The following is a 14,084-nucleotide window of genomic DNA, read 5'->3' as shown; positions in this document are numbered from 1 at the left end:
TCGGGTGTGGCAGGTGCCGCGGGCCCGCGCTCGTGAGCGGACCCGCTGTCAGATCATGCCGGACGGCTGCTCCCGTCGCTTGCCCCGCCCGTCAGTTCGGCAAGCCTGCGGTGCTCGGCGGCCTTCTTCTCGTAGATCTCCGCCATCCGCAAGTGGTACTCCGGCTTGTCCTCCTCGTAGATGTCCGGGATGCCGTCGAGGTCTTCGTCGCGCTCTTCTTCGGCGCACATCGCGCGGTACTTGGCGTTACGGATCTTGAGCAGGACGCTCGACAGGACGGCCGCGATGAGCGAGCCCATCAGGACGGACGCCTTGATTTCCTCGGTCAGCAGCGGGTTCTCGGCGAAGGCGAGTTCGCCGATGAGGAGCGAGACGGTGAAGCCGATGCCGGCCAGGGACGCGACCGCGAACACGTCGGGCCAGGCCAGTTCGTCGGAGAGCGAGGCTCTGGTGAAGCGGGCCGTGAGCCAGGTCCCGCCGAAGATGCCGACCGCCTTGCCGACGACGAGCCCGAGCAGCACACCGAGGGTCTCGGGCTTGGTGAACACGTCGGCCAGAGCGCCGCCCGACACCGCCACGCCCGCGCTGAACAGGGCGAACAGCGGTACGGCGAGCCCTGCCGAGAACGGGCGCACCAGGTGCTCGATGTGCTCGCCGGGCGAGCGCTCCTCGCCGTCCCGCCGGGTGCAGCGCAGCATGAGCCCCATGGCGACACCGGCGATGGTGGCGTGGATGCCGCTGTTGTACATCAGGCCCCAGATGACGAGGGCGAGCGGCACGTAGACGTACCAGCCGCGTACGCCCTTGCGCAGGAGCAGCCAGAAGACGGCGAGGCCTACGACGGCGCCCGCGAGGGCGGCGAAATTGATGTCGCTGGTGAAGAAGATCGCGATGATCAGGATGGCGCAGAGGTCGTCGACGACGGCGAGCGTGAGCAGGAACGCGCGCAGCGAGGACGGCAGCGAGGTGCCGATGACGGCGAGTACGGCGAGCGCGAACGCGATGTCGGTGGCGGTCGGCACGGCCCAGCCGTCGAGCGAGCCGCCGCCCGTGATGTTGACGAGGAAGTAGACGAGCGCGGGGACCGCCATGCCGCAGAGCGCGGCGGCGACGGGCAGCATGGCCGCCTTGGGGTCGCGCAGGTCACCCGCGACGAGTTCGCGCTTGAGCTCGATACCGGCCACGAAGAAGAACACCGCGAGCAGCCCGTCGGCGGCCCAGTGCTCGATGGACAGGTCGAGACCGAGCGCGGAGGGGCCGATGTGGAAGTCGCTCACGGACTCGTAGCTGCCGCTGAGCGGGGTGTTGGCCCAGACGAGGGCGGCGATCGCGGCGACGAGGAGCAGCACTCCGCCGACGGTCTCGGCACGCAGGGCGTCCGCCACGAACGTACGCTCGGGAAGGGAGAGGCGGCCGAGTGCCTTACGGCTGTTCTTGCTGGGGGCGGGCGCGGCCACGGGGGACGACCTCCGGTCGGGTTCGGCTTTCGCGAACGCGCCGACGAGGGGTCGCCGACGGCGTTGCCGACCAGACTTCCCGGCACACCAGTTGAGCTTTCACCCTACCGGGTGTACGCGGGCCATAGCTGGTGATCGTCACTTTACGCACGAAATGGGCACCCGGCGCGTTCGGCGCCGGGTGCCCCTTTCGTGGTGTGCGGTGCGGTCAGTCCTCGCTCGCCGCGGCCGGGAGCTTGGTCTGGATGAGGTCCATGACGGACGAGTCCGTCAGGGTCGTGACGTCGCCCAGTTCCCTGTTCTCCGCGACGTCACGCAGCAGGCGCCGCATGATCTTCCCGGAGCGGGTCTTGGGCAGCTCGGCCACGGGCAGGACCCGCTTCGGCTTGGCGATCGGGCCGAGTGTCGCGCCCACGTGGTTGCGCAGGTCGGCGACGAGACCCTCGTCGTCGGCGGACGCCGTGCCGCGCAGGATCACGAAGGCCACGATGGCCTGCCCCGTCGTCTCGTCGGCCGCGCCCACGACCGCCGCCTCGGCGACCGAGGGGTGCGAGACGAGCGCCGACTCGACCTCGGTGGTCGAGATGTTGTGGCCGGAGACCAGCATCACGTCGTCCACCCGGCCGAGCAGCCAGATGTCGCCGTCGTCGTCCTTCTTGGCACCGTCACCGGCGAAGTACTTGCCCTCGAAGCGGGACCAGTACGTGTCGATGAACCGCTGGTCGTCGCCCCAGATGGTGCGCAGCATCGACGGCCACGGCTCGGTCAGGACGAGGTAACCGCCGCCCCCGTCGGGGACTTCCCGCGCCTCGTCGTCCACGACCGTCGCCGAGATGCCGGGGAGGGCGCGCTGGGCGGAGCCCGGCTTGGTCTCGGTGACACCGGGCAGCGGCGAGATCATCATCGCGCCGGTCTCGGTCTGCCACCACGTGTCCACGATGGGGCACTTGTCGGCGCCGATGTTCTTCCGGTACCACATCCAGGCCTCGGGGTTGATCGGCTCACCGACCGAACCGAGGACCCGCAGACTGCTCAGGTCGAACTTGGCGGGGATGTCGTCCCCCCACTTCATGAACGTGCGGATCGCCGTCGGCGCCGTGTACAGGATCGTCACCCCGTACTTCTGCACGATCTCCCAGAAGCGGCCCTGGTGCGGGGTGTCCGGGGTGCCCTCGTAGATGACCTGCGTCGCGCCGTTCGAGAGCGGGCCGTAGGTGATGTACGAGTGCCCGGTGACCCAGCCGATGTCGGCCGTGCACCAGTAGACGTCGGTCTCCGGCTTGAGGTCGAACACCGCGTGGTGGGTGTACGAGGCCTGCGTGAGGTAGCCGCCGGACGTGTGCAGGATGCCCTTGGGCTTACCCGTCGTGCCGGACGTGTAGAGGATGAACAGCGGCTGCTCGGCGTCGAACGCCTCGGGCGTGTGCTGCGCCGACTGCTTCTGCGTGATCTCGTGCCACCACACGTCGCGGCCCTCGGTCCAGGCGACGTCCTGCTTGGTGCGCTGGACGACGAGGACCTTCTCGACCCCCTCGACGCGGCTGACCGCGTCGTCGACGGCGGGCTTGAGCGCGGACGGCTTGCCGCGCCGGTAGCCGCCGTCGGCCGTGATGACGACCTTGGCGTCGGCGTCCTGGATACGGGCCGCGATGGCGTCGGCCGAGAATCCGCCGAAGACGACCGAGTGCGCGGCGCCGATGCGCGCGCACGCCAGCATCGCGACGACGGCCTCGGGGATCATCGGCAGGTAGACGGCGACGCGGTCGCCCGTCTGCACGCCCAGCTCGGTCAGCGCGTTGGCCGCCCGGCTGACCTCGTCCTTGAGCTCCGCGTAGGTGATGGCCCGGCTGTCGCCCGGCTCACCCTCGAAGTGGATGGCGACCCGGTCGCCGTTCCCGGCCTCGACGTGGCGGTCGACGCAGTTGTACGCGACGTTCAGCTTCCCGTCCGCGAACCACTTGGCGAACGGCGGGTTCGACCAGTCGAGGGTCTCGGTCGGTTCGGTGGCCCAGGTCAGCCGACGGGCCTGCTCGGCCCAGAAGCCGAGCCTGTCAGCCTTGGCCTGTTCGTACGCCTCCGCGGTGACGTTGGCGGCGGCCGCCAGGTCGGCCGGCGGCGCAAACCTTCGCTCTTCCTTAAGAAGGTTGGCCAGGCTTTCGTTGCTCACGACATCTCCCTTTCCCAGGGTGTCCGTTGTGTCCCAGACCACAGCTCATCAGACGGCCCCCCTCGGTGACAAGGGGGGTCCGAATAATGGTTTAGACCTGTTGGGCCTTACGCGTACGTGCCGATGGCGTCACTCACCAGCACGCACGCTCTCACGGACGGGTTCACGCAGGGCGCAGTTCGGCCTCCGGCTCCACCTGGTCGAACACCTCGTCGGGCTGCTCGGTGAGCAGATAGGCCTGTGCCTCACCCACGTGGAAGTACATCCCGTGGAGCTCGAGCGAGCCCTCCTGGAGTCGGCGGGCCACCGACTCGTGGGCCCGCAGATGCTCCAACTGCTGGACGACATTGGTCAGGCAGAGCTGCTCGACCGCGTCGGCGGGGGCGCGCCCGGCGAGCCGCGCCCATGGCTGGTTCGCGACCGCCATGCGGGCAAGGCTCGGCAGGCCGTGCCGCAGCCACCGCTTCAGGGGTGTCTGCGCGCCGCCCTCGGGCGGGCTGTTGAGCAGTGCCTGCATCGCGCCGCAGCCGGAGTGCCCGCACACCGTGATCGACTGCACCTTCAGTACGTCGACGGCGTACTCGATGGCCGCGGCGACCGAGTCGTCACCGCTCTCGGCGCCCGGCAGTGGCACGAGATTCCCCACGTTCCTGACGACGAAGAGGTCACCGGGGCCGCTCGAGGTGATCATCGACGTCACGAGCCGGGAGTCGGCGCAGGTCAGGAACAGCTGGGTGGGACGCTGCCCCTCACGGGCGAGCCGGGCCAGTTCGTCTCTGACATGCGGCGCCGTGTTCCGCTGGAACGCGCTGATTCCGCTGGCCAGTTGATACCCGCCACCACCTGTCGCGGGCTCGGTGGTCTCGGTCTGCGGGCGGTCACAGTGGTGGTTGCGCCAGGGGGTCCAGGGCCGGCAGCAGGAGTTCGACGTCGACGCGGGCTCGGCGATACGCGTACCCGCCCGCCCGGTCACCTCGACCTTGCCGCCCTGCGCGACATGCGACTTCTGCCAGTCCTGCAGGGACTCGAACGCGGCATGGTCCATGAAGGACCCGTCCAACTCCACGACACAGCACACTCCTTGGGGTACTTGGTGCAGTACGCGACTGAGGCGGGGGACGGCGAGGAAGGTCAGCTGCCCGCGCACCCGTACGTGATGTGTCCCGCCTTGGCCCGGGGTGCCCGTCTCGTCCACGGTGTGGGTGATCCGGGTGCGGGTGAGCCGGTGCAGGGCGACGCCGACGGCGACCGCGATGCCGAGGGCCACGCCCTCGAGTACGCCGAGGGCGACCACGCCGAGCGTCGTCACGGCGTAGACGAGGACCTCGCGGTGGCGCGTGACCGTACGGATGTGGTGCAGGGACACCATCTGGATGCCGACGGCCATCACCAGGGCGGCGAGTGAGGCGAGGGGGATCTGCTCGAGCACCGGGACCATCAGGAGCGCGGCCACCACTACCCAAACGCCGTGCAGCATCGTGGAGTTCCTGCTCTCGCTGCCCGCGTTCACATTCGCGGCGCTGCGGACGGCGACCCCGGCCACGGGGAGGCCGCCGAGGGTGCCGGAGACGATGTTGGCAGCTCCCTGACCGAGCAGTTCCCGGTCGAGGTCGGAGCGGCGTGCCTCCGGGCGCAGGGCGGGCTTCGAGGATGCGAGCTTGTCCACGGCGACGGCGCCGAGCAGCGACTGCACGCTGCACACGAGCGTCACGGTCAGGACGGCCGCCACGAGGCCCATGACGGGCCCTTCGGGCAGGCCGGCCAGGGCGTGGCTGCTCCAGGACGGCAGGTCGACCCTGGTCACGGTGATCCCGGCGAACGCGGAGGTCGCGGTGGCGCAGGCGACGGCGACGAGCGCGGCGGGCACTCTTCGCAGGGCCCGACCGGCGCGTCCGGGGATTCGGGGCCAGGCGAAGAGGACCGCGAGCGTCAGCATGCTCAGGAGCAGCGCGGCCAGGTCCACGTGGGTCAACTCGGCGGGCAGCGCACGGAGATTGTCGAGAACGGCGCTCTGGGGGGTGCCGCCGAGCACGATGTGCACCTGGGCGACCGCGATGGTGACGCCGATTCCGGCGAGCATGCCGTGGACGACGGCGGGGGACACGGCGAGCGCGGTGCGGGCCACGCGCAGGCAGCCGAGGCCGAGTTGGGCGATTCCGGCGATGACCGTGATCGCGCAGGTCGTCCGCCAGCCGTAACGGTGGATGAGGTCGGCGGTGACGACGGTGAGGCCGGCGGCGGGGCCGCTGACCTGGAGGGGCGAGCCGCCGAGGCGGCCGGCCACGAGTCCGCCGACGGCGGCGGCGACGAGTCCCGCCTGGAGCGGGGCCCCGGTGGCCAGGGCGATTCCTAGGGACAGCGGCAGGGCGATCAGGAAGACCGCCCCGGACGCGGACAGGTCGGCGCCCGAGATGCGGAGGCGGCGGGGCGGCTTCGGCGGCGGGCTGTGGGGTGGATGGGTGCGGCTGGATTCGTCGGTCCGTGTCGGATCGGCGGGGCGCGTGGGGACGCAGGCTGACATGTTCCCGTCTCCTCCGGGGCAGCGCGGTCGCGGAATGAGGGGCCCCGTCTGTGGCGGGGCAGGGTCGCGGCCGTGGATCACGGCGTGCAGCGGCGGGATAAATCAACGTTCGGTAAATGGATCGTAATGCAGAGTAAAGGTTGTGGACGTATTTTCGGAGCAAATGGGGCAGTTGTTCACCTCGATGGGTGAATGAGGTCTTTCTTCGGCTTGTCGTATTAATTCTTTCTCGGGCCTCGTGTGACGTTGGCGGCGTCGTCGGTAAATGCGGCATTTCTCCGCACTGCGCCTGCCCGGGCGTGAAGAGATCCGAGCCGAAGAGACCAAGGAAGAAGGTGGGCGGACATGGCCGCCACCACGAAGCTCGCCGCGGGCCTCACCGCCGTCGCGGCGTGTGCCGCAGCCCTCTCCGGTTGTGCCATCGGTGACCACCAGGGGACCGGCCCCCGGAACGGCGCTCTCGGCCCGAACGAGGCGGCCCCCGGCCCTGCCCCCGCGCCAGGGAACGTGATGCGGCTGATCGGGGACGGCTCGACCGCGTTCACCGGAAGCCAGCCGCATCTGCCCAGGCCCGAGCGCCTCAAGGCCGGCCAGAAGCCGCCGCAGTTCGTGGTGTTCTCCTGGGACGGTGCGGGAGAGGACAGCCGGAAGCTCTTCTCCCACTTCCGCAAGGTCGCCAGGCAGAACAACGCGACGATGACGTACTTCCTCAGCGGCGTGTACATGCTCCCGAAGGAGAAGCGCGACCTCTACCGGCCGCCGCAGCACTCACCGGGCAGCTCGGACATCGGCTTCAACGACGAGCAGGGAATCAGGGACACCGTGGACCAGCTCCGCGGGGCCTGGCTCGAGGGCAACGAGATCGGCACGCACTTCAACGGCCACTTCTGCGGCAAGGGCGGCGGCGTCGGCGAGTGGTCGGTGGCCGAGTGGAAGAGCGAGATCGGCCAGGCCAAGTCCTTCGTGAAGTTCTGGAAGACGAACACGGGCATGAAGAACGCCGCACCGCTCCCCTTCGACTACGACAAGGAGCTCATCGGCGCCCGAACCCCGTGCCTGGAGGGTCAGAAGAACTTCCGGCGAGCGGCCCACGACCTCGGTTTCCGCTACGACACCAGCGGGGTCAACGACCAGATCTGGCCCAACAAGAACGACGGCCTGTGGGATCTGTCGATGCAGCTCGTGCCCTTCCCCGGGCACAAGGGCGAGCAGCTCACCATGGACTACAACTTCATGGTCGACCAGTCGGGCACCGCGACCCAGGGCCACCCCGACAAGCAGAAGTTCTGGGGTGACGAGATGCGCGACAGCCTCCTCCAGGGCTTCGACCGCGCCTACAACGGCAACCGCGCGCCGCTGGTCATCGGCAACCACTTCGAGTCCTGGAACGGCGGCACCTACATGCGCGCCGTCGGCGAGACCATCCACACCGTGTGCAACAAGCCCGAGGTGCGCTGCGTCTCCTTCCGCCAGCTCGCCGACTGGCTGGACGCCCAGGACCCGCGGACCCTGAAACGGCTCACCACACTGGGCGTCGGAGAGGCCCCCGCGCGGGGCTGGGCATCCTTCATGTCGACCAGCCCCGCCCCGGCACCCAAGGGGGTGCCGGGAGCGCCGGCGGTCAAGCAGTAGCCGAGCCGGTCGGGCGTGGTCGCGCCGGTCAGGCGGTGGCGGCCACACTCTCCCGGAGGACGAAGGCGGGGTCGACCTGGGCAGCCAGGTCGGCGCCCGTCTTCGCGTTTCCCCAACTCTGCGCGTTCTTCAGGTGGAAGTGGACCATCTGGCGTGTGTAGCGCTCCCAGTCGCGGCCCGCGTAGGCGGCGTCCGCGGCGGACCTGAGCGTGCGCAGGGCGGCCGCGTTGGGCTCCTCCAGGAGATCGAACCGGGGCGGGCGGCCTTTCTCCATGGCGCGTACCCAGTCGGAGTGCCCGACGGTGACGAGCAGGTCGTCCCCCACCTGCGCGCGGAGGAAGTCGAGGTCGTCCTGGCCCTGCACCTTGTTCCCCACGACCTTCAGCGTGATGCCGAAGTCCCGTGCGTACTCCATGTACTGGCGGTAGACCGAGACCCCCTTACGCGTGGGCTCGGCGACGAGGAACGTCATGTCGAAGCGGGTGAACATGCCGGAGGCGAAGGAGTCCGAACCCGCGGTCATGTCGACGACCACGTACTCGTCGCGGCCGTCGACGAGATGGTTCAGACACAGCTCCACCGCTCCGGTCTTGGAGTGGTAGCAGGAGACGCCGAGGTCGGCTTCGGTGAAGGGGCCCGTGACCATCAAACGCACGGCCCCGCCGTCGAGTTCCACGGGTCGCGCACATGCGTCGTACACCGGGTTGTTCTCGCGTACCCGCAGAAGGCGCGAGCCCTCGCCGGGCGGGGTCGTCTTGATCATCGTGTCCGCGGAGGCGATCCGTGGATTCGAGCCGCGCAGGTAGTCCTTGATGAGGGGGAGGCGTGCGCCCATGGCGGGCAGTTCGGCCGCCTGGTCGTCGTCGAGACCGAGCGCGGGCCCCAGGTGCTGGTTGATGTCGGCGTCCACCGCGATGACAGGGGCGCCCATGGCGGCGAGGTGACGGACGAAGAGCGAGGACAGCGTGGTCTTCCCGCTGCCGCCCTTCCCCACGAAAGCGATCTTCATGTTCACCAAGAGTAGTGGGAGTGTCGCTGTTCGTGTCCGGGGGGCGTGAAGAAGACCACTCCTTCGTGGGGTGGGGCCCTGAACTGCGTAGGGTCGTACCCATGAGTACGACAGCCGACCCCCTTGCCGCCCTCGGGGCCCTTCCGGGCGTGGCCGACTCCGTGGACTCCGTGCGCAAGGCCGTGGACCGGGTCTACGGCCACCGGGTCATGCGACGTCGCAGTACTGCGGTCACCTCCGAGGCCGCGCTGCGCGGCGCCCGGGGCAGCGCGGCGCTGTCCGGCGCCGACTGGCCGCTCGAAGAGGTGCGCAGGCGCTCCGACTTCAGCGGCGCGGGCGGGGACGAGGAGGCGCGCACCGTCGGCGCTGCCCTGCGGCTGACGGCGGAGGCGGGCCAGCTCCTGTCGATCTGGCGGCAGTCCCCGCTGCGGGTCCTCGCCCGTCTGCACCTCGTGGCGGCGGCCGGCAACGGCGACACGGTGGGGCGCCCCCGTCAGGGAGGCGAGCCGGTGGACGAGCCGCTGGTCGAGCTGCCGCTGCCGGACGCGCAGGAAGTGGCGGGCCGACTCGAAGGGCTCTCCGGCTTGATCATTGCGGGCGGCTCGGCCCCGGCCCTGGTCACCGCGGCTGTCGTGCACGGCGAACTGCTCGCGCTGCGGCCCTTCGGGTCGCACAACGGCCTGGTCGCGCGCACGGCCGAGCGCATCGTCCTGGTGGGCAGCGGTCTCGATCCCAAGTCGATCTGTCCGGCCGAGGTGGGACACGCGGAGCAGGGGCGCGCGGAGTATCTGGCCGCGCTCGAAGGCTACGTGTCGGGCACTCCGGAAGGGGTTGCCGCATGGATCGCGCACTGCGGGCGGTCCGTGGAGTTCGGTGCCAGGGAGTCGACGGCGGTGTGCGAGGCGCTCCAGCGCGGAGCGGCGTAGGCGCCGCGACGGGTTCCTGGAAAGTCCCTGAAAAGGGTTGCGGCGGTACGAGTCCTCGTACCGCCGCTGGCATGTTCACCTGGTTACCAAGCGTCCTCGAAAATTGCCCATCAGGTCGGGAACTTAGCCCGTGGCCTGGTGCGGCTGGCCCGTAATCGACGGGTCGACGTCGCGTGGGTGCCTGGCGTTCATGCTCGGTCCGTGGGGCCTTGGTTGCGTTTTAAGGTGATCCTCTCGGATGTCCCTTGGTCTCGCGGGCCGTTGCCTTATTTGTACTCCAGGTGTCGAGGAAGCGAAACCCCTGGCCGTACTTCTTTACTTTTAGGTTCAATCAGGGGTAAAGCGGGCAGCCGAGTGCGGGTCTGTTCGGCGGCCGTGTGGCGGGCCTTCGCAAAGGGGCCGGTCAGCCGGCCGTGGCGCGTCGGCGGCTGGCGTACCAGACCAGGCCCGCGGTGGCCGCCGCGGCGCCGACGGCGGCGGCCGCGACGAGGGCGGGCCGCGACGGCGCGGACAGAGTGGGCAGCCGCTGCTTGAGTCGGACAGGCCGGTTGAAGTCGAGAATCGGCCACTCGCGCGCGAGCGCCTCACGGCGGAGTGCCCGGTCCGGATTGACCGCGAAGGGGTGGCCGACAGCCTTCAGCATCGGCACATCGGTCACCGAGTCGCTGTACGCGTAGCAGCGTGAGAGGTCGTACCCCTCGGACCGGGCGAGCTCCTCGATCGCCTCCGCCTTCGTCGGCCCGTACGCGTAGTACTCCACCTCGCCCGTGAAGCAGCCGTCGGCGCCCACCACCATGCGCGTGGCCACCACTCGGTCCGCGCCGAGGAGTTCGCCGATCGGCTCGACGACCTCCGCGCCGGACGTGGAGACGATCACCACGTCGCGCCCCGCGGTGTGGTGCTCCTCGATGAGCGACGCGGCCTCGTCGTAGATGATCGGGTCGATCAGGTCGTGGAGCGTCTCGGCGACGATCTCCTTCACCTGCTGCACGTTCCACCCGCGGCACAGTGCCGAGAGGTACTCGCGCATCCGCTCCATCTGGTCGTGGTCGGCGCCGCCGGAGAGGAACACGAACTGCGCGTACGCGGTCCGTAGTACCGCCCTGCGGTTGATCAGCCCGCCTTGGTAGAACGACTTGCTGAAGGTGAGCGTGCTCGACTTCGCAATGACCGTCTTGTCCAGGTCAAAGAACGCGGCAGTGCGAGGCATCGAGTGGGTCAAGGAGTGGTTTTCCACGAGCCTGAGCATAGGCGCCCACCATTCGGCGTAAGCTCTGGCGCGTGGGTTTGCCTGAGAAGGCTCTCGGGTACACCATGGAAGTCACGGATCGTTCGCGACCGTGCTAACCCGGTCTGGCTCCTCCCCCCCCGAGTCGGACCGTGGGGACGACCCCCGCTCTCCCCCCCGGCGGGGGTCGTCGCATGTCCGGACCCACTTCGGGTCCGGACTTTTGCGTTCTCCATCCTTCTGTCGCCCCGCGACGCGCTTCCGACGGACGCCACCTCGCGCCCGATCTACGTCACCGTGTGTAGTCGAGAGGCTGCTCTGCGGAAGGTGTGGAGAGAGTAGTTGAGCGGTCGCCCTAGACGGCACAAGTGATGTCACCGGTATGGGTGATGGGGATATTCACAAGCACTCTCTTGTCCACAGTAATTGACCAAGATCCACACGATTTCCGGGATCGCTGCACGGTGATTCCACTCGCGAAGTCGGGACCGGTGTTCATTACCGGTTCCGTTTGCCGGTCGGGCAGTCGGTAGGGCTGTCGGCCGGGTCCGGCTGCGCGAGGGGAGTGGCCGGCTCGCAGGTGCGAGCGGGGCAGCGAGCGAGGGGGCGGAAATCGTGGCGGGAGCCATCACATGCGACCGGGCACCGGTCGCCGACGGGCGGCGGCGCACACCGCTGATCGTGACCGAGGACGTGGACCTGCTGGACGACCTGCTGCGGCTGTGCGCCGCGGCCGGCGCGCGGCCCGAGGTCCATCACGGGGTGCCGGAGCGCAGAGGAAGCTGGGAATCGGCGCCGCTGGTGCTCGTCGGGGACGACGCGGTCGAGCGGGTACGGGGTGTGGCGCGGCGACGTGGTGTCGTGCTGGTGGGGCGTGATCAGGACGATTCGGGGGTGTGGCGGCGGGCCGTCGAGATCGGCGCCGACCATGTGCTGATGCTGCCGGACGGCGAGCAGTGGCTGATGGACCGGATCGCCGACGTGGCCGAAGGCGTGGGGAGGCCCGCGCTCACCGTCGGGGTGATCGGCGGGCGAGGCGGTGCCGGGGCGTCCACGCTGGCGTGCGCGCTCGCCGTGACGTCGGCGAGGACCGGGCGGCGCACACTCCTCGTCGACGCGGATCCGCTCGGCGGCGGGCTCGACGTGCTGCTCGGCGGGGAAGCCGCGGAAGGGATGCGGTGGCCGGCGTTCGCGGAGTCGCGGGGGCGGGTCGCGGGGGGTGCGCTGGAGGAGTCGCTGCCCGAGCTGCACGCCCTGCGGGTACTGAGCTGGGACCGGGGCGACACGGTGGCGGTCCCACCCGAAGCCGTACGGGCGGTGCTGGCCGCTGCACGGCGGCGGGGCGGAGCGGTGGTGGTGGATCTGCCGCGCCGGGTCGACGAAGGGGCGGCCGAGGCGCTGGCCCAGCTGGATCTGGGGCTGCTCGTGGTGCCACCGGAGCTGAGGGCCGTCGCGGCGGCGAAACGGGTCGCCTCCGGCGTGGGGATGGTGCTGCGTGACCTGCGCGTGGTCGTGGGGCCTTCGCGCGGGGCGGCCGGCCTCCTCGATCCGGAGGAGGTCGCACGGCTTCTCGGGCTTCCGCTTGTCGGTGAACTTCCGGCGGAGGGTGCGCTGTTGGCGGCCGATGGCGGCGGACTGCCGCCGGGTGGTGCGGCCCGGGGGCCGCTCGCCCGGTTCTGCACGGCCTTTTGGGAGCGGGTGCCGCTCGTGGCGGCTGAGGGAAGTGGGGCGTGAGGGCGGGGTGTGGAGGCGCGGTGGTCGGCATGTGGGCTTGGGCGCGGGCGGGACGCGGGGGTTCGGTGGTCGGCATGTGGGCGTGGTTGTGAGTGCGGGTGCGGGTGTGCTGCGGGTGCGCTGTGGGTGTGGCGGGTCGACGGGGGTGGGCTGTGAGTACGGGTGTGGTCGGTGATGACGGTGGGCGGCGCGTGAGTGGGGTCGTGGGCGCGCGCATGTTGGACGGGGTGCGGCAGTGGCTCGCGGAGAACGGCGCGGAGGCGACCCCGGCACGGGTGGCGGAGGCGCTCAGGGCCCAAGGCAAGCTCCTCGGGGACGCCGAAGTGCTGGGTGCGGCCGGTCAGTTGCGCTCCGAACTCGTGGGCACGGGACCACTTGAACCTCTGCTCGCCGACCCCTCGGTGACCGACGTGCTGGTATCCGCACCCGACCGGGTGTGGGTGGATCGGGGCGGTGGCCTTGAGCTGACGGGCATCGCGTTCGAGAGCACCTCATCCGTGCGCAGGCTCGCGCAGCGGCTCGCGGCGGTGGCCGGGCGGCGCCTGGACGACGCGAGGCCGTGGGTCGACGCCCGGCTGCCGGACGGTACCCGGCTGCACGCCGTCCTGCCGCCCGTCGCCGTCGGCTGCGCGTGCCTGTCGCTGCGGGTGGTGCGGCCGCGTGCCTTCACGCTGGAGGAGCTCGTGACGGCGGGCACGGTGCCGCCCGGCGGGGACCGAGTGCTTCGGGCTCTTCTCGACGCCCGGCTGTCCTTCCTGATCAGCGGCGGTACGGGGTCCGGGAAGACGACGCTCCTGAGCGCGTTGCTCGGCCTGGTGGGGCCGGGCGAGCGCGTGGTGCTCGCCGAGGACTCCGCCGAGCTGCGGCCCGACCATCCGCATGTGGTGCGGCTCGAGGCGCGGTCGGCCAACCAGGAAGGGGCGGGGCTCGTGGCCCTGGACGACCTGGTACGTCAGGCGCTGCGCATGCGGCCGGACCGCCTTGTGGTGGGCGAGGTGCGGGGCCCGGAGGTGGTGGCGCTCCTCGCCGCGCTGAACACGGGCCACGAAGGGGGCTGCGGCACGGTCCACGCGAACGCCGCCCATGATGTGCCCGCCCGCCTAGAGGCCCTGGGGACGGCGGCCGGCCTCGATCGCGGCGCCCTGCACAGCCAGTTGGCGGCGGCCCTGTCGGTGGTTCTCCACCTCGTACGGGACCGGAGGGGCCGTCGTCGCATCGCCGAGGTCCATGTTCTGGAACGCGACGCGGCGGGCTGGGTGGTCACGGTGCCTGCGCTGCGGTGGGGCGAGGGGGAGTTCGTACGGGAGCGGGGGTGGGGGCGGTTGCGGGGGTTGCTCGGGGAGTTCGCGGAGGGGGGTTAGGCGTGTGTCGGGGCTGGAGTGGGGCGGGTGTGGGGGTTGGCCGGGGTGG

The 14,084-nt window shown here is 70.3% G+C and carries 9 protein-coding genes; 4 read left to right on the top strand and 5 right to left on the bottom strand.

Annotated elements, in window-relative coordinates; all coding sequences use genetic code 11:
- Positions 1 to 53: 53 nt before the first annotated feature.
- The 3 genes from nhaA to OHO83_RS21970 all read right to left on the bottom strand — a co-directional run bounded on the left by nhaA (position 54) and on the right by OHO83_RS21970 (position 6,145).
- Positions 54 to 1,457, bottom strand: a complete 1,404-nt coding sequence (gene nhaA, locus OHO83_RS21980; protein ID WP_266672795.1) for a Na+/H+ antiporter NhaA — start codon at positions 1,455 to 1,457, stop codon at positions 54 to 56.
- A 208-nt stretch (positions 1,458 to 1,665) separates the two neighbouring features.
- Positions 1,666 to 3,666: an acetate--CoA ligase gene (gene acs / locus OHO83_RS21975; RefSeq protein WP_266672797.1), complete on the bottom strand. Its 2,001-nt coding sequence runs from the start codon at positions 3,664 to 3,666 to the stop codon at positions 1,666 to 1,668.
- A gap of 121 nt (positions 3,667 to 3,787) precedes the next feature.
- The gene (locus OHO83_RS21970; RefSeq protein WP_266672799.1) at positions 3,788 to 6,145 is read right to left on the bottom strand and encodes a bifunctional SulP family inorganic anion transporter/carbonic anhydrase; all 2,358 of its coding nucleotides are present in this window, start codon (positions 6,143 to 6,145) and stop codon (positions 3,788 to 3,790) included.
- Between the two features lie 345 nt (positions 6,146 to 6,490).
- Here OHO83_RS21970 and OHO83_RS21965 point away from each other — a divergent pair, with 345 nt between their 5' ends.
- Positions 6,491 to 7,777 carry a hypothetical protein gene (locus OHO83_RS21965; protein ID WP_266672801.1) on the top strand — a complete coding sequence of 429 codons (1,287 nt, stop codon included), beginning with the start codon at positions 6,491 to 6,493 and terminating at the stop codon, positions 7,775 to 7,777.
- A 28-nt stretch (positions 7,778 to 7,805) separates the two neighbouring features.
- Here OHO83_RS21965 and OHO83_RS21960 read toward each other — a convergent pair whose 3' ends face one another.
- Positions 7,806 to 8,786 carry an ATP-binding protein gene (locus OHO83_RS21960; protein WP_266672802.1) on the bottom strand — a complete coding sequence of 327 codons (981 nt, stop codon included), beginning with the start codon at positions 8,784 to 8,786 and terminating at the stop codon, positions 7,806 to 7,808.
- A gap of 101 nt (positions 8,787 to 8,887) precedes the next feature.
- Here OHO83_RS21960 and OHO83_RS21955 point away from each other — a divergent pair, with 101 nt between their 5' ends.
- Positions 8,888 to 9,712 carry an oxidoreductase gene (locus OHO83_RS21955; protein ID WP_266672803.1) on the top strand — a complete coding sequence of 275 codons (825 nt, stop codon included), beginning with the start codon at positions 8,888 to 8,890 and terminating at the stop codon, positions 9,710 to 9,712.
- Positions 9,713 to 10,115: 403 nt separating this feature from the next.
- Here the strand turns inward: OHO83_RS21955 and OHO83_RS21950 are convergent, their stop codons facing one another.
- Positions 10,116 to 10,961, bottom strand: coding sequence for an HAD family hydrolase (locus OHO83_RS21950; RefSeq protein ID WP_266672804.1), 846 nt, complete (start codon positions 10,959 to 10,961; stop codon positions 10,116 to 10,118).
- A gap of 594 nt (positions 10,962 to 11,555) precedes the next feature.
- Between OHO83_RS21950 and ssd the strand changes: the two genes are divergently transcribed.
- Positions 11,556 to 12,674: a septum site-determining protein Ssd gene (ssd, locus tag OHO83_RS21945; RefSeq protein ID WP_266672805.1), complete on the top strand. Its 1,119-nt coding sequence runs from the start codon at positions 11,556 to 11,558 to the stop codon at positions 12,672 to 12,674.
- Between the two features lie 215 nt (positions 12,675 to 12,889).
- Complete coding sequence (locus tag OHO83_RS21940; RefSeq protein ID WP_443066102.1) at positions 12,890 to 14,035, top strand: TadA family conjugal transfer-associated ATPase; 1,146 nt, start codon at positions 12,890 to 12,892, stop codon at positions 14,033 to 14,035.
- The last annotated feature ends 49 nt before the right edge of the window (positions 14,036 to 14,084 follow it).

The organism is Streptomyces sp. NBC_00569 (assembly GCF_036345255.1).
GTDB lineage: Bacteria > Actinomycetota > Actinomycetes > Streptomycetales > Streptomycetaceae > Streptomyces.
The sequence above is the reverse complement of the archived record's forward strand: the minus strand, read 5'-3'. Positions and strand labels throughout refer to the sequence as shown.